Source organism: Sphingomonas parva (ex Maeng et al. 2020) (genome assembly GCF_004564275.1).
In the GTDB taxonomy this organism is placed as follows: Bacteria; Pseudomonadota; Alphaproteobacteria; order Sphingomonadales; family Sphingomonadaceae; genus Allosphingosinicella; species Allosphingosinicella parva.
In genome coordinates this window covers 27832-41571 of sequence record NZ_SPDV01000007.1, presented here as the reverse complement: position 1 = coordinate 41571, position 13740 = coordinate 27832, and the positions used below count along the sequence as shown (strand labels likewise).

Here is a 13740-nt window from a genome sequence, read left to right as displayed (position 1 = left end):
TCACGGCCGAGGTTCTATCCACTCTTCGATTGCCGGCGCCGGAGCCGCTCGCCATTCTGCGAACGGAGGATCGGCGCATGCGCATGAAAGGCTGGCTCGCTGCGCTGCCGGTGACCTTCGCGGCCATGCTGCTGTGCGCGGCGGCGCCACCGGTCTCGTTCGCGCCGGTCGATTCCCGCTTCGCCGCCGCCTCGGCGGAGTATGAGGCGCTCTGGCGCGCCGACGGATCGCGCATCGCTACCCTGCTGGAGGAGACCAGCGGCCTGACCTTCCCGGCGGCGCGAATCGACGTGATCGTCTCGGAGGGCAGCCCGATGACGACGTTCGACGGCCGCACGATCCGCCTGCGCGCCGGCTATTCCCCTGCCTACAAGAAGGCCACGCTGGTCCACGAGCTCGGCCATCGGCTGGCGCTCACCTTGCCGTCCCGCGGCGGCCTTGACGACCATCGCCTGCTCTACCTTTTCCTCTACGACGTTTGGACCGACCTCTACGGCCGCGACTTCGCCGATCGCATGGTGGCGATCGAGCGGCGGATCCCCGGGCCGGAGGATTATGAGGCGGCCTGGACCTGGGCGCTCGCCCTCACCCGCGACCAGCGCCAGGCGCGGCTCAGGGCGCTCCGCACGCGCGGCGATGCGAGCGACAGGCCCTTAGACATTGCTCCCGGGCCGCCTATATCGAGGCCATGACCTTCACCGCCGATCCCCGCCGCTTCCTCTACCGGAGCGATGCCCTCACCCCGGACTCCGCCCTCCGCCTCACCGCGGAGGCGCTGAACAGCTGCGACGACGGGGAGCTCTACCTCCAGTACACCGCCTCGGAGAGCTTCGGCTTCGATGACGGCCGGCTAAAGACGGCGGATTTCAACACCCAGGCGGGCTTCGGCCTGCGCGGAGTCTCGGGCGAGACCACCGCCTTCGCCCATGCCAACGAGCTCTCGGAAGCGGCGATCCGTCGGGCCGCGGAGACGATGTCGGTACTCGATCCGTCCAGAGCGGGCCGCGCCGCCCCGCCGCGCCGCACCAACGCGACGCTCTACACCGATTCCGATCCGCTGAGCCTGGTGCCGTTCGCGAAGAAGGTCGCCCTCTGCCAGCAGATCGACGCCGCTGCCCGCGCCCGCGATCCGCGCGTCGTCCAGGTCTCGGCCTCCCTCTCCGGCTCCTGGTCGGTGATCGAAATCGTCCGCGCCGACGGCTTCGTCGCTCATGACGTGCGGCCGCTCGTTCGCCTCAACGTCCAGATCGTCGTCGAGCAGAACGGCCGCCGCGAGACCGGCTTCCACGGCGTCGGCGGCCGCTATCTCTACGACGGCCTGTTCGATCCGGGGACCTGGAATCGCGCGATCGACATCGCCCTCGCCCAGGCGCTGGTGAACCTCGATTCCGTCGCCGCCCCCGCGGGCGAGATGACGGTCGTGCTCGGCCCCGGCTGGCCCGGCGTGCTCCTCCACGAGGCGATCGGCCACGGTCTGGAGGGCGATTTCAACCGCAAGGGCACGTCGGCCTTCTCCGGCCGGATCGGCGACCGCGTCGCCGCGCCGGGCGTCACCGTGGTCGACGACGGCTCGATCGCCGATCGCCGCGGCTCGCTCAGCATCGACGACGAGGGCACGCCGACCCAATGCACCACCCTCATCGAGGACGGCATCCTCAAGGGCTATATCCAGGACCGGCTGAACGCACGGCTGATGGGCGTCGCGCCGACCGGCAACGGCCGCCGCGAGAGCTTCGCCCACGCGCCGATGCCGCGGATGACCAACACCTTCATGCTCGGCGGCAAGGACGATCCGGGCGAGATCCTCGCGCGGGCGAAGAATGGTATTTACGCCAAGAGCTTCGGCGGCGGCCAGGTTGACATTACGTCCGGCAAGTTCGTCTTCTCCTGCACCGAAGCGTACAGGATCGAGAACGGCCGTCTCGGCGCGCCGATCAAGGGCGCGACCCTGATCGGGGACGGCCCGACGGTGCTGACCAAGGTCGCGGCGATCGGCAACGACATGGCGCTCGACGAGGGCATCGGCATCTGCGGCAAGGGTGGCCAGTCGGTCCCGGCCGGCGTCGGCCAGCCGACCCTGCTGGTCGAGGGCCTGACCGTCGGCGGCACCGCCGCCTGATGGTGGCGGCGGAGGACTGGGCCGACGCGGTCCGGCGCTACTGGTTCTCGCTCCGCCCGGAGCAATGGTGGCGCGACAGCAGCCTCGACGGAGAAATCGCCGAACGCTTCGGCGGGCTCTGGAAGGAGAAACGGCCGCTCCCGCCGCAGGCTTTCCTCGGCTCGGCGCAGGAGGCCCTCGCCGCGGTGCTCCTGTTCGATCAATTCCCGCGCCACATGTTTCGCGCGCACGCCGACCAATTCTCCACCGACACGCTCGCCCTCGCCGTCGCCAAGGAGGCGATCGAGCGCGGCTATGACGAGGCGCTGACCCCGCAGGAGCGCGGCTTCCTCTACATGCCGTTCCAGCACAGCGAGGAGCTCGTCGACCAGCAGAGATCGGTCCTGCTGTTCACCGCGCTGGGAGATCCGGAGCAGTTGCGCTTCGCCCGTCTCCACCACGACGTGATCGAGCGCTTCGGTCGCTTCCCCCATCGCAACGCCATTCTCGGAAGGGCACCCCGTCCTGAGGAGCTCGCCGCCGGCGAGGTCGTCCCCTGGTGACCCGCTGATGCTGCTCGAGGCCGCTCGCTTCTCGAACAGCCTCGAGGCCGGCCTTGCGCGTTCGACGCTGGAGGCGGAAGGCATCGGTGCCGTGCTGTTCGACACCGAGATGACATGGGAAGGCATGGGCGGGCTGATCCCGATCCGCCTGATGGTCCTCGACGAGGATCTCGCCCAGGCGAAGAGGGTGCTCGCCGCCGGTATCTAGGCCGGCCGCGGGCGGCGCCCAATCGAATTCAGCCCAGATAGGCCCTGATCGGCGTAAGATCGTAGCCCGCCGCCGCCGCCTTCTCTGCGAGCGCGTCGGGATCGTCGCCCATCCGCGCCCGGGCCAGCGCCCAGAGGAAGGCCGAGCGCGTGCCGGACTTGCAGAAAGCGAGCACCGGCCCCTCCGCCGCGGCCAGTGCTTCCTCCATCTCCGCCACCAGCGGCTGCGACAGGCCGGCGACCGGAATGTGTCGGTAGGCGATCCCCGCCGCTTTCGCCGCCGCCGCGATCTCCTCGGACGTCGGCTGGCCGGGCTCCTCGCCGTCGGGGCGATTGTTGACGATCATCTTCACGTCGAGCCCGGCGATCCGCTCCGGATAGAGCTGCCCGCCCACCATCATTCCTTCATCCAGCTGCCGGATCATGCGGGGCTCTCCTCGAAGTTGCGGATGGTCTCGACGAACGCCTCGCCATAGCGCTCGAGCTTGGCGACGCCTACGCCCGCGACTTGCGAGAGGCCGTGGAGCGTCGTCGGCCGAAGGCCGGCCATCTCGCGCAGCGTCGAATCGTGGAAGATCACATAGGGCGGCACGCCTGCCTCGGCGGCGAGCTCGCGCCGGCGCGCGCGCAGCGCCTCGAATAGGGGATCGTGCGGATGGTCGGCGGCATCGCCGCCGCGCCGGCGCCGCCCGCTCTTCTTCGGCGCCAGGACGATCCGCACCTCCTCCTCGCCCTTCAGCACCGGCCGCGCGCCCGGCCCGAAGGAGAGGCCGCCGAAATCGTCGGCGCGCAGCGCGTCGCGCGCCATCAGCGCCCGCGCCACCGGCTTGACCAGAGCCAGCTCGTCCTCGGTCGCGATCCCGAAGACGGAGAGGCGGTTGTGGCCGAAGTTCAGCACCTTGTCGGTGTCGCGGCCGGCAAGCACGTCGGTGAGATGGCCGAGGCCGAAGCGCATCTCGGTGCGGAAGGCCGCCGAGAGCAATTTGCGCGCCGTCTCGGTGCCATCGACCGTGGAGGGCGGCGCGAGGCAATTGTCGCAATTGCCGCAGCGCGCCGGCGGGTCCTCGCCGAAATGGTGGAGAAGGATCGCGCGGCGGCAGTCGGCGGTCTCGACCAGGGCGGCGAGCGAATTCAGCCGCTGGCGCTCGCCGCCGCGGCGATCGTCGGGCACCTCGGTCTCGATGCGGCGCCGCGCGCGCGAAAAGTCCTCGGCGCCCCAGAACAGCCAGGCCTCGGCGGGGTCGCCGTCCCGCCCGGCGCGGCCGGTCTCCTGGTAATAAGCCTCGATCGACTTGGGGAGGCCGGCATGGGCGACGAAGCGCACGTCCGGCTTGTCGATGCCCATGCCGAACGCGATCGTCGCCACCATCACCATGTCCTCGCTCTTCACGAAGGCGGCCTGGTTGCGGACGCGGACCTGCGGATCGAGGCCGGCATGATAGGGAAGAACGCGCCGCCGCCCGTTCTGGCCGAGCTGCTCGGCGAGCCTTTCGGCTTTGTCGCGGCTGGGCACATAGACGATGCCGGCGCCTTCCTGCTCTGCAAGCAGCCCCTTGAGCTGGGTGCTGACTCCGTCGCGCGGGCGGATGTGGTAACGGATGTTGGGCCGGTCGAAACCGGCAACGATCAGCCCGTCCTCGGGGATGCCGAGCTGGACGAGGATGTCGGCGCGGGTCTGCCGGTCGGCGGTGGCGGTCAGCGCCAATCGCGGCACGTTGCCGAAGCTGTCGAGCAGCGGCCGAAGCAGCCGATAGTCGGGCCGGAAATCGTGGCCCCATTCGGACACGCAATGCGCCTCGTCGACGGCCACCAGCGACAGCTTGATCCGGCTCGCCAGCTCGCGGAAATGGCCGCTGCTCGCCCGCTCCGGCGCGACATAGAGCAGGTCGAGCTCGCCCGCCTTCAGCCTTTGCAGCGTCTGCTGGCGGTCGGCATCGCTGTCGGCCGAGGTCAGCGAAGCGGCACGGATACCGAACGCATCGGCCGAGCGGATCTGATCGTGCATGAGCGCGATCAGCGGCGAGATGACGATCGCCGTCCCTTCGCGGGCGAGCGCCGGCACCTGATAGCAGAGCGACTTGCCCGCACCGGTCGGCATCACGGCGAGCGTGTGGCAGCCGTCCATCACCCGGCCGATCACGTCCTCCTGAACGCCGCGGAACGCGGGGAAACCGAACGTGTCGTGCAGGATGTCGAGGGGGGAGACCACGAAATTGCCCTAACCGACGGGAGGGAGGCGGTCGAGACGGCTATTCGGCCGCTTCGGCCTCTTCGTCGCGCTCGCTCTGCTGCCGGTTCCACATCTCGGCATAGAGGCCGTTCCTGCGCAGCAATTGCGCATGGGTGCCGCGCTCGGCCACCTGGCCCTCGTGCAGCACGACGATCTGGTCGGCATCGACCACGGTCGAGAGCCGGTGCGCGATCACCACCGAGGTCTTGCGCGCCGCCACCGACCGCAGGGTCTCCTGGATCGCCGCTTCGGTGCGGCTGTCGAGCGCGCTGGTCGCCTCGTCGAAGATCAGGATCGGCGGGTTCTTGAGCAGGGTGCGGGCGATCGCCACCCGCTGCTTCTCGCCGCCGGAGAGCTTGAGTCCGCGCTCACCGACCTGGCTAGCGTAGCCCTGCGGCAGGGCGGCGATGAAGTCGTGGATCGCCGCGCCGCGGGCCGCGCCCTCGATCTCGTCCTGGCTTGCGCCGTCCCGGCCATAGCCGATGTTGTAGCCGATCGTGTCGTTGAACAGCACGCTGTCCTGCGGGACGATGCCGAGCGCCTGGCGCAAGCTCGCCTGGCTGACCTCGCTGATGTCCTGGCCGTCGATCAGGATGCGGCCGCCGGTCGGCTCGTAGAAGCGGAACAGGAGGCGCGACAGGGTGGACTTGCCGGCGCCCGACGGCCCCACCACCGCCACCATCGTCCCGGGCTTCACCTCCAGGTCGATGCCCTTCAATATCTCGCGCTCCGGCTCGTAGCCGAAGCGGACGTCCTCGAAGCGGATGTGGCCGGCCGAGACCTGGAGATCGGGCGCGTCCGGAGCGTCCCGCACCTCCTGGGGCGTATCGACGATGCCGAACATCGCTTCCATGTCGATCAGCCCCTGGCGAATCGTCCGATAGACCCAGCCGAGCATGTCGAGCGGCCGGAAGAGCTGGGCGAGGAAGGTGTTGACGAAGACGACGTCGCCGGTGGTGAAGGCGCCGCGGCTCCACCCCCAGACCGTATAGGCCATCGCGCCGGCCATCATCAGGTTGGTGATCAGCGACTGGCCGATGTTGAGCCAGGCGAGCGACGTCTCGTTCTTGACTGCCGCGCCGGCGAAGGTCCGCATCGCATCGCCGTAGCGCCGCGCCTCGCGCTCCTCCGCGCCGAAATATTTCACCGTCTCGTAGTTGAGGAGCGAATCGACGGCGCGGGCGATCGCCTGGTTGTCGACCTCGTTCATCTGGCGCTGCAGCTTGCTGCGCCATTCGGTCACCACCCGGGTGAAGACGATATAGGCGACCACCATCACCAGCGTCGCGACCACCAGGCCGGGGCCGAACTTCACGCCGAAGATGATGCAGACGGCGGTGAGCTCGATGATCGTCGGGGCGATGTTGAACAGCAGGAAATAGAGCATCATGTCGATGCTCTTGGTGCCGCGTTCGACGATCTTGGTGAGCGCGCCGGTGCGTCGCTCGAGATGGAAGCGGAGGGACAGGCGGTGGACGTGGCGGAACACCGTCTCGGCCAGCCGGCGCGCCGCGTCCTGGCCGACCCGCTCGAAGATTGCGTTCCTCAGATTGTCGAACAGCACGCCGCCGAACCGCGCCCCGGCATAGGCCATGACAAGCGCCATCGCGAGGCCCACTCCGGCCTCCGCGCCCGCCGACATGCGGTCGATCGCGGCCTTGTAGGCGAAGGGCATGATCAGCGTCGCGCCCTTGGCGACGAACACCAGGAGAACGGCGATCAGGACCCGCGCGCGCAGCGCCGGCTCTCCGGCGGGCCAGAGATAGGGCAGGAAGCGGCGCAGGGCCGACCAGCCGGCCTTGGGCGAGGTGTCGGAATTCTCGAGTGGACGCATGTCTTCCTAAGGTAGTGAGACTGCCCGGCCGAACCAAGAACATCCACCGGTACGCCGGTGAAACTATTGGAACGGCCTTTTGTCCCAAGGGTTTGGCAGATCATGGGACCGGGCATCTTCATCATCGCAATCCTTGGCTGCGGCGAAGGCGACACTTCCTGCACGCAGGTGCGTACTCTCGACGCGCGCTACGAGAGCCAGGCGGCCTGCACCGCCGCCACCGAGGCCGTGCTGCCGTCGCAGTCGGACGTCGACTATCCGGTCGTGGTCGCCCAGTGCGTCGCCGCCGGCGGCAAGACACCGCAGCTGCGCAGCGGCGAGGTGAAGCTGCCCGACGGCGGCATTATCGATACGCGGAACAGCCCGGTCCAGCGCCGGAGCTGATCTCACCTAGCGGGGCTCGTCCTCGACTCCGCTGACGTCGCGAACGCCGGCGCGGGTCAGCGCCTCCACGACATCCTGCAGGCAAAGAAGCGGTGTCCGACGGTCGGACCGGACTACCGCACGCGTTGCGCCCCGCTTCCTGACGAAGCGCGCCAGCTCCTCCTCGTAGCCCTGCCGGTCGAAGCGGCGACGGTCGAACGCGATGGTGCAGCCCGATCTGCCGGGGGCGACCGTCACTTCGAACGTCGATTCGAGGTCCGAGACACGCAGCGGCGCGGCCGGGACGGCAAAGGCGAGCAGGGCAGCGATCACGATCATCCATTCATTCTAGCGGGTTGTAAGCCTGTCCACGAGACGCCGTCCCGATTCCTCCCGAGCCGGAAGGAATGAAAAGGCTTCCCCTCGGTTCGGTCTTCTGGCTGAAGCCTCGCGTGTCGCTGCCGATCCACGCCGTCCTGCCCGACCTTCTCGCCGCCCTGCGGGGCGGCTCGTGCGCCGTGCTGGTTGCACCGCCGGGGGCGGGCAAGACGACCGCGGTGGCGCCGGCCCTGCTCGCCGAGCCCTGGTGCGTCGGCGAGATCCTCTTGCTCTCGCCGCGCCGGCTTGCTGCCCGCGCGGCCGCCGAACGTATGGCCGAGCTCGCCGGCGAACGTCCGGGCGAGACGATCGGCTATGCGACGCGGCTCGACAGCAAGCGCTCGGCGCGGACCCGCATCACCGTGGTCACCGAAGGGATCTTCCGCAATCGCATCCAGGCTGATCCGGAGCTCGCCGGCGTCTCCGCGGTGCTGTTCGACGAGGTCCACGAGCGCAGCCTCGACAGTGATTTCGGCCTCGCTCTGGCGCTGGACGCGCAGGGCGCGTTGCGGCCGGACCTCCGCATCCTTGCCATGTCGGCAACGCTCGACGGGGAACGCTTCGCCGCGCTGATGGCCGGTGCGGGTCAGGCTGCACCGGTGATCGAGAGCGCGGGGCGCAGCCATCCGATCGACCTTCGCCACCTCGGCCGCGCGTCCGAGAAGAGGATCGAGGACGAGATGGCCGCGGCGATCCGCCGCGCGCTGGCCGAGGCCGAGGGCAGCCTGCTCGCCTTCCTCCCCGGCGTGGCCGAGATCGAGCGGACTGCCGAGCGACTGGAGGGCACGCTGCCGGCCGGCGTCGATCTCCACCGGCTGCACGGCAGCCTCGAGCCGGGCGCCCAACGCGCTGCGATTGCCGCAGCGCCTCCGGGACGCCGCAAGGTCGTGCTGGCGACCTCGATCGCCGAGACCAGCCTCACCCTCGACGGGGTCCAAATCGTCGTCGACAGCGGCCTCGCCCGCCGCCCGCGCTATGATCGTGCCGCCGGCATCACGCGGCTGGTGACCGAGCGGGCGAGCCAGGCGGCGGTCACCCAGCGCGCCGGCCGCGCCGGCCGGCAGGCGCCCGGCACCGTCTACCGTCTCTGGGAGGAGGCGGCGACCGCCGCCCTGCCGCGCTTCGATCCGCCGGAGATCCTCGAAGCCGATCTCTCGGCCTTGCTGCTCGACTGCGCGCTCTGGGGCGTCGCCGATCCGCGCGAGCTCGCCTGGCTCGATCCGCCGCCCCCGGCGGCGGTGGACGAGGCGCGAAGGCGTCTGACGTCGCTCGGCGCGCTCGGCACCGATGGACGGCCGACGCCGCACGGCAAGGCGATTGCCGCTCTGCCGTTGCCGCCGAGGTTGGCGCACATGCTGATCGAGGCGGAGGCGCGGGGCCACGGCCGCACTGCCGCCGAGATTGCCGTCCTGCTCTCCGAGCGCGGCCTCGGGGGCAGCGACGCGGACCTCGAGCTTCGCCTGCGCCGCTGGCGCTCCGATCGCGGCAAGCGGGCCGAGGCCTCGCGCGGCCTGGCGCGAAGATGGCACCAGCTGGTTCGCGGTCAAGGGGCCGCCCCCTCGGCATCATCGACCGAGTTTCACGAGGCGACCGCCCTGTGCGTCGCCCTTGCTTACCCCGATCGCGTCGCCAAACGTCGCTCCGCCTCCGGCGAGGATTGGATCTCGGTCGGCGGCCGGGGCTTCCGGCTCGATCCTCATTCGCCGCTCGCCCGCGAGGCCTGGCTGGCGGTCGCCGAGGTCAGCGGCAGCGCCGCCGGCGCGCGGATCCTCTCCGCCGCGGCGATCGCAGAGGAGGCGGTGCTCGGACTGTTTGCCGATCGAATCGAGACCGGAGCGCAGGTTCGATTCGATCCCGCGACCGGAAACGTTCTGGCGCGCCGCGGCCGCCGGTTGGGCGCGATCACCCTGAGCCAGGGACAGGACATGAAGGCCTCTCCCGAGGAAGTGGCCGCGGCGCTGGTCGATGGCGTCCGCACCCATGGCCTCGATCTCCTGCCGTGGAGCGAGGGCGCAAAGGCGTTGCGCAAGCGTGCCGTCTTTGCCCGGACGCACGATCCGTCGCTGCCCGATCTCTCCGACGAGGCGCTGCTCGCCAGCCTCGACCAGTGGCTGCCGCTGCTCGTCGCCGGTCGGCGCCGGCTGTCCGAGGTCGATTCCTCGGCCCTCTCCGGCGTGCTCGATGCCCTGCTCGGCTGGGATGGCCGCAAGTCGCTCGATCGGCTCGCGCCGCACAGCTTCGAGACTCCGGCCGGCAGCAGCCACGCGATCGACTATGAGGCGGAGGCCGGGCCGACGGTCACCGCCCGGGTCCAGGCCTTCTTCGGCCTCTCGACCCACCCTTCGATCGGCGGCGGGCGCGTGCCGCTGGTGCTGTCGCTGACCTCGCCCGCGGCACGGCCGATCCAGACGACGCGCGACCTTCCCGGTTTCTGGGCGGGAAGCTGGGCCGAGGTGGCAAAGGAGATGCGCGGCCGCTATCCGAGGCATCCCTGGCCCGAGGACCCGGCTGCGGCCGATCCGACGCTGAGGACCAAGAAGGCAACCACCCGCCACCGCAGCGGTTGATTCCTTGGCCAAGCTATTGCAGGCGCCTAGCCAAGTTCAGGAGCGAGAATCAGATGGCAGCGCGCATTTTCCAGCGGTCCAAGAACGCCATGCAGTCGGGCAAGGCGACGGCCGACGAGTGGATCCTGCAGTTCGAATCGAAGCGGCCCCACACGCCCGATCCGCTGACCGGCTGGTCGGGCGGCGGCGACACCCAGTCGCAGGTCACCTTGCGCTTCCCGACGATGGACGCCGCCAAGGCCTATGCCGAGCGCAACGCCATCCCCTACCACCTCGTCCCGCCGACCCAGCGCACGCTCAAGATCCAGAGCTACGCCGACAATTTCAAATAGGTGCAACGGCGCAGCGCGTTCGTGGCAAACTCGTCGTCCCGGCGAACGCCGGGACCTCAGGGAGGCTTCGCTCAGCGCCTGCCCCAACCGCCGGCGTGAGGCCTCGCTGAGATCCCGGTTTTCACCGGGATGACGGGCTGGGGATTGGCCGAAGGACGAAGTTCACAGCCCATTCACGGGGCCACGCGCACCCTCTCACAATGATCCGCGCGCTTCTCCCGCTTCCATTCCTCCTGCTTGTCTGTGCCGAAGATGAGGTGCCGTTCGAGGCGAGCGGCGAGAGCTTCGCCGATTCGGCCGCCTGCCGCGCCCGCCTCGTGACCATGGTCGCGGCGGCACGCGGCGAAGCCTTTGATGCGGTCGAAGGACCCTATGAGGTCGCCGCCGGCGACGTTCGCATCCATATGGTCCGGGCGGAAGGCGCGGGCCACCGTATCACCGAGCAGCGCTGTCTCGCGGAGAAACTGAGCGGCCGCAGCTGGTCTCACGCGATGCAGGACGAGGAACCGGAGTTCACCGTCGAATCAGTCGCCCGCAGCGCTCCCTGGCTGAAGAAGGACGGCGCCGAGCAATAGCAGCAGCTTGACGTCCATCTCATAGCCTTCGGCCCGCTTGCGCTCGACGAAGGCGGGCACCTCGGCGAGAGGGACGTGGTGGACGATGATGTCCTCCCCCTCGACGCCGCCGCCTTCGCTCACCCGGGTGAGGCCCTCCGCCCGAACCAGCCAGAAATATTCCGCCGACATGCCCGGCGAGGCGTAGAACTTGCCGAGACGGACGATGCGCTCGGGACGATAGCCGGTCTCCTCCTCGAGCTCCCGCGCCGCGGCGATCTCGAGCTCTTCGCCTTCCTGCTCGTCGCCGACCAGGCCCGCAGGAAGCTCGAGGCAGGGCCCGCCGACCGGCACCCGGTGCTGTTCGACCAGGATCACCTCGCCGTCGTGGACCGCCAGGATCACCGCGGCGGTGACGTCGCGGGTTCGCGATACATATTCCCAGGTGCCCAGCTTCTTGGCGGCAATGAACCGCCCCTGCCAGACGATCTCGCCTTCGCCCTTTGTCTTGTCGCTCACAATTCGATCAGCCTGTCCGGTATCTCGTTAGGATTTTCGTGGGAGGCGGGAAGGTGCTCGGCCAGCACCGCGCCGATCTTCTCGACAGCGAGGGCCATGCCGGCGCCGGTCTGCCCCGCTTTCACCTGCTCGATCAGCTCCGTCATCGCCTCGCCCCAGGCATCGGCATCGACCCGGCTGTGGATCGCCTGGTCGGCGACGATCTCGGCGCGATGCTCGAGTTGCGAGAGGTAGAGGAGGATGCCGGTGCGGCCGGCGGTGCGCTGCTCGGCCGAGGCGCGGAACAGCTCGATCGCGCGCCGCCGCACCCGGCGGGTCTTGGTGATCGCCGGCGTCAGCGCCATGCGCAGCGGCATCCAGGCGAGCAGGAAGCGCACCGCCAGGAACTTGACCGTCATCAGCACGAACAGCAGCACCATCAGCGCCGCCCGGCCGGGCGCCGCGTTCCAGCCGAACACCAGGCCGAGGCCCCAGTCGATCCAGGCTTGCGGCAGCACGGCGAGGGCGCAGGGCACGAGCAGCATCGCCAGCACGGCATAGTGAAGGCCGACGTCGTGATAGGCGTCGGAGCGCGGCGCCACGATGGTGACGATCTCGCCGTCGCTCGCCTGCTCGGCGCGCGCCACCGCGGCGCTCACCGCCTGATGCTCGGCCTCGCTCAGTGGCATGGTCACCATCCCCCCGAAGCGCCGCCGCCCCCGAACGAGCCGCCGCCGCCGGAGAAGCCGCCGCCGCCGCCCCAGCCGCCGCCACCGCCCCAGCCGCCGCCGCCACCGCCCCAGCCGCCAAGGCCCGGTCCCCAGATGAAGACGCCGCCGCCGCGGCGGCGGCGATAGCGCCGCCCGCGCCGGCCGCGAAGCATCGGGATGATCACGAAGAACAGGATGAAGACCCAGAAGAGCAGAGGGACGATCGACCCGCCGTCGCTCTCCTCCGCCGCGCGCGCCTGTTGCTGCTGCTGCGCCTCGAGCGCGCGCTTCTCGGCCTCCTCGGGCGGCGCGCCCAATTGCTGGATCAGCGCGTCGGCGCCGGCGCTGATTCCGCGTGGAAAGTCGCCGTCCTTGAAGGCCGGCAGCATCTGCTGATTGATGATCGTGCTCGACAGCGCGTCGGTGATGATCGGCTCCAGTCCGTAGCCGACCTCGATCCGCACCCGCCTGTCATTCGGGGCGACGAGCAGGATCACGCCGTTGTTCGCCCCTTTCTGTCCGATGCCCCAGTGGCGGCCGAGCTGGTAGCCGTAATCCTCGATCGGATAGCCCTGGAGATCCTTGATCGTCGCCACGACCAGCTGGCGGCTGCTGGCATTCTGCAGCGCCTCCAGCTTCTGCGTCAGCTGCGCCTCCTCGGCATCGGGGATGATGCCGGCTTGGTCGACGACGCGGCCGCTGAGCGGCGGAAAGTCCTGCGCGGCGGCGGGCGCCGCAAAGAGCAGCAGGAGCGAAAGGAGGAGGACTCTCGGCACGCGAGCCGGTCAGCCGCCCGAGTTGCCGAAGTCGACCGTCGGCGCCTGGTCCGCATTGGGCGTGGTCGCCTGGAAGGTCGCCATCGGCTCGGCGCCGTAGAAGACCTTGGCGCCGATCACGTCGGGGAAGGTGCGGATGCGCGTGTTATAGGCCTGCACCGCCGAATTGTAGTCGCGGATCGCGATGTTGATCCGATTCTCCGTGCCCTCCAGCTGCTGCATCAGGCTCTGGAAATTCTGCTGGCTCTTGAGGTCCGGATAGGCCTCGACGACGGTGCGCAGTTGGCCGAGCGCCTGGGTGAGCTGATTCTGCGACTCGCTGAACTGGCGCAGCTTGGCAGGATCCGACAGATCGTCGGTGGTGATCTGGATCGACCCTGCCTTGGCCCGTGCCTCGGTGACATTGGTCAGGATCTGCTGCTCGGAAGCGGCAGCGCCCTTGGTGGTGGCGACGAGGTTCGGGATCAGGCTGGCGCGGCGCTGATAGGCGGCCTGGACGTCGGCCCAGCGGGCCTTCGCCTCTTCCTCCGCCGTGGGCACCGAATTCACGCCGCAACCGGCCAGCGACACGCCGGCAACGGGCAGCAGGAAGGCGCTCATCAGGGACTTCTTCATCGGCTCTCCCCTTTA

Annotated in this window: 16 protein-coding genes; 8 read left to right on the top strand and 8 right to left on the bottom strand. The window is 69.5% G+C overall.

Features of this window, described 5'->3' with window-relative positions; all coding sequences use genetic code 11:
- The first annotated feature begins 83 nt into the window (after nucleotides 1–83).
- The 4 genes from E2493_RS04255 to E2493_RS04240 are packed head-to-tail and all read left to right on the top strand — an operon-like array spanning nucleotide 84 to nucleotide 2869.
- Nucleotides 84–692: a hypothetical protein gene (locus tag E2493_RS04255; protein ID WP_135084063.1), complete on the top strand. Its 609-nt coding sequence runs from the start codon at nucleotides 84–86 to the stop codon at nucleotides 690–692.
- Nucleotides 689–2119 (top strand): metalloprotease TldD, encoded by a 1431-nt coding sequence (gene tldD / locus E2493_RS04250; RefSeq protein ID WP_135084061.1) that lies wholly within the window; start codon nucleotides 689–691, stop codon nucleotides 2117–2119. The genes E2493_RS04255 and tldD overlap by 4 nt, the downstream gene beginning before the upstream one ends.
- On the top strand, nucleotides 2119–2661 hold the full coding sequence (locus E2493_RS04245) for a DUF924 family protein (RefSeq protein WP_135084059.1): 543 nt from the start codon (nucleotides 2119–2121) through the stop codon (nucleotides 2659–2661). Before tldD ends, E2493_RS04245 begins: the two co-directional genes overlap by 1 nt.
- A gap of 7 nt (nucleotides 2662–2668) precedes the next feature.
- On the top strand, nucleotides 2669–2869 hold the full coding sequence (locus E2493_RS04240) for a putative signal transducing protein (RefSeq protein ID WP_135084057.1): 201 nt from the start codon (nucleotides 2669–2671) through the stop codon (nucleotides 2867–2869).
- Nucleotides 2870–2897: 28 nt separating this feature from the next.
- Here the strand turns inward: E2493_RS04240 and E2493_RS04235 are convergent, their stop codons facing one another.
- From E2493_RS04235 to E2493_RS04225, 3 genes are read right to left on the bottom strand one after another with little or no spacing between them, the layout of a single operon-like run.
- Nucleotides 2898–3293: a TIGR01244 family sulfur transferase gene (locus tag E2493_RS04235; protein ID WP_135084055.1), complete on the bottom strand. Its 396-nt coding sequence runs from the start codon at nucleotides 3291–3293 to the stop codon at nucleotides 2898–2900.
- The gene (gene recQ / locus E2493_RS04230) at nucleotides 3290–5077 is read right to left on the bottom strand and encodes a DNA helicase RecQ (RefSeq protein WP_135084053.1); all 1788 of its coding nucleotides are present in this window, start codon (nucleotides 5075–5077) and stop codon (nucleotides 3290–3292) included. The genes E2493_RS04235 and recQ overlap by 4 nt, the downstream gene beginning before the upstream one ends.
- Before the next feature lie 40 nt (nucleotides 5078–5117).
- Nucleotides 5118–6932 carry an ABCB family ABC transporter ATP-binding protein/permease gene (locus E2493_RS04225; RefSeq protein ID WP_135084051.1) on the bottom strand — a complete coding sequence of 605 codons (1815 nt, stop codon included), beginning with the start codon at nucleotides 6930–6932 and terminating at the stop codon, nucleotides 5118–5120.
- 168 nt (nucleotides 6933–7100) lie between these two features.
- On the opposite strand from E2493_RS04225, the gene E2493_RS04220 reads away from it, so the two are divergent.
- Nucleotides 7101–7316 (top strand): hypothetical protein, encoded by a 216-nt coding sequence (locus tag E2493_RS04220; protein WP_135084049.1) that lies wholly within the window; start codon nucleotides 7101–7103, stop codon nucleotides 7314–7316.
- A gap of 6 nt (nucleotides 7317–7322) precedes the next feature.
- Here E2493_RS04220 and E2493_RS04215 read toward each other — a convergent pair whose 3' ends face one another.
- Entirely contained in the window at nucleotides 7323–7634 is a 312-nt protein-coding gene (locus E2493_RS04215; protein WP_135084047.1) for an ExbD/TolR family protein, read from the bottom strand.
- A gap of 68 nt (nucleotides 7635–7702) precedes the next feature.
- Here E2493_RS04215 and hrpB point away from each other — a divergent pair, with 68 nt between their 5' ends.
- The 3 genes from hrpB (at nucleotide 7703) to E2493_RS04200 (ending at nucleotide 11147) form a co-directional block, all read left to right on the top strand.
- Nucleotides 7703–10240 carry an ATP-dependent helicase HrpB gene (hrpB, locus tag E2493_RS04210; protein WP_135084045.1) on the top strand — a complete coding sequence of 846 codons (2538 nt, stop codon included), beginning with the start codon at nucleotides 7703–7705 and terminating at the stop codon, nucleotides 10238–10240.
- Nucleotides 10241–10293: 53 nt separating this feature from the next.
- Nucleotides 10294–10572 carry an ETC complex I subunit gene (locus tag E2493_RS04205; protein ID WP_135084043.1) on the top strand — a complete coding sequence of 93 codons (279 nt, stop codon included), beginning with the start codon at nucleotides 10294–10296 and terminating at the stop codon, nucleotides 10570–10572.
- Nucleotides 10573–10829: 257 nt separating this feature from the next.
- Nucleotides 10830–11147 (top strand): hypothetical protein, encoded by a 318-nt coding sequence (locus E2493_RS04200; protein ID WP_135084041.1) that lies wholly within the window; start codon nucleotides 10830–10832, stop codon nucleotides 11145–11147.
- Here E2493_RS04200 and E2493_RS04195 read toward each other — a convergent pair.
- The 4 genes from E2493_RS04195 to E2493_RS04180 are packed head-to-tail and all read right to left on the bottom strand — an operon-like array spanning nucleotide 11097 to nucleotide 13725.
- On the bottom strand, nucleotides 11097–11645 hold the full coding sequence (locus E2493_RS04195) for an NUDIX hydrolase (RefSeq protein ID WP_135084039.1): 549 nt from the start codon (nucleotides 11643–11645) through the stop codon (nucleotides 11097–11099). The genes E2493_RS04200 and E2493_RS04195 overlap by 51 nt on opposite strands.
- Nucleotides 11642–12322 (bottom strand): TPM domain-containing protein, encoded by a 681-nt coding sequence (locus E2493_RS04190; RefSeq protein WP_167737377.1) that lies wholly within the window; start codon nucleotides 12320–12322, stop codon nucleotides 11642–11644. The genes E2493_RS04195 and E2493_RS04190 overlap by 4 nt, the downstream gene beginning before the upstream one ends.
- Nucleotides 12316–13110 carry a TPM domain-containing protein gene (locus tag E2493_RS04185; protein ID WP_135084035.1) on the bottom strand — a complete coding sequence of 265 codons (795 nt, stop codon included), beginning with the start codon at nucleotides 13108–13110 and terminating at the stop codon, nucleotides 12316–12318. The genes E2493_RS04190 and E2493_RS04185 overlap by 7 nt, the downstream gene beginning before the upstream one ends.
- A 9-nt stretch (nucleotides 13111–13119) precedes the next feature.
- Entirely contained in the window at nucleotides 13120–13725 is a 606-nt protein-coding gene (locus tag E2493_RS04180; protein ID WP_135084033.1) for a LemA family protein, read from the bottom strand.
- Nucleotides 13726–13740 lie beyond the last annotated feature (15 nt).

What these genes read in the sequence shown, in the direction of transcription:
- tldD (WP_135084061.1), top strand. Translation starts at nt 689, where the DNA reads ATGACCTTCACCGCCGATCCCCGCCGCTTCCTCTACCGGAGCGATGCC.
- E2493_RS04180 (WP_135084033.1), bottom strand. Translation starts at nt 13,725, where the DNA reads ATGAAGAAGTCCCTGATGAGCGCCTTCCTGCTGCCCGTTGCCGGCGTG.
- E2493_RS04225 (WP_135084051.1), bottom strand. Translation starts at nt 6,932, where the DNA reads ATGCGTCCACTCGAGAATTCCGACACCTCGCCCAAGGCCGGCTGGTCG.
- E2493_RS04245 (WP_135084059.1), top strand. Translation starts at nt 2,119, where the DNA reads ATGGTGGCGGCGGAGGACTGGGCCGACGCGGTCCGGCGCTACTGGTTC.
- E2493_RS04215 (WP_135084047.1), bottom strand. Translation starts at nt 7,634, where the DNA reads ATGATCGTGATCGCTGCCCTGCTCGCCTTTGCCGTCCCGGCCGCGCCG.
- E2493_RS04235 (WP_135084055.1), bottom strand. Translation starts at nt 3,293, where the DNA reads ATGATCCGGCAGCTGGATGAAGGAATGATGGTGGGCGGGCAGCTCTAT.
- E2493_RS04240 (WP_135084057.1), top strand. Translation starts at nt 2,669, where the DNA reads ATGCTGCTCGAGGCCGCTCGCTTCTCGAACAGCCTCGAGGCCGGCCTT.
- E2493_RS04190 (WP_167737377.1), bottom strand. Translation starts at nt 12,322, where the DNA reads ATGGTGACCATGCCACTGAGCGAGGCCGAGCATCAGGCGGTGAGCGCC.
- E2493_RS04255 (WP_135084063.1), top strand. Translation starts at nt 84, where the DNA reads ATGAAAGGCTGGCTCGCTGCGCTGCCGGTGACCTTCGCGGCCATGCTG.
- E2493_RS04205 (WP_135084043.1), top strand. Translation starts at nt 10,294, where the DNA reads ATGGCAGCGCGCATTTTCCAGCGGTCCAAGAACGCCATGCAGTCGGGC.
- hrpB (WP_135084045.1), top strand. Translation starts at nt 7,703, where the DNA reads ATGAAAAGGCTTCCCCTCGGTTCGGTCTTCTGGCTGAAGCCTCGCGTG.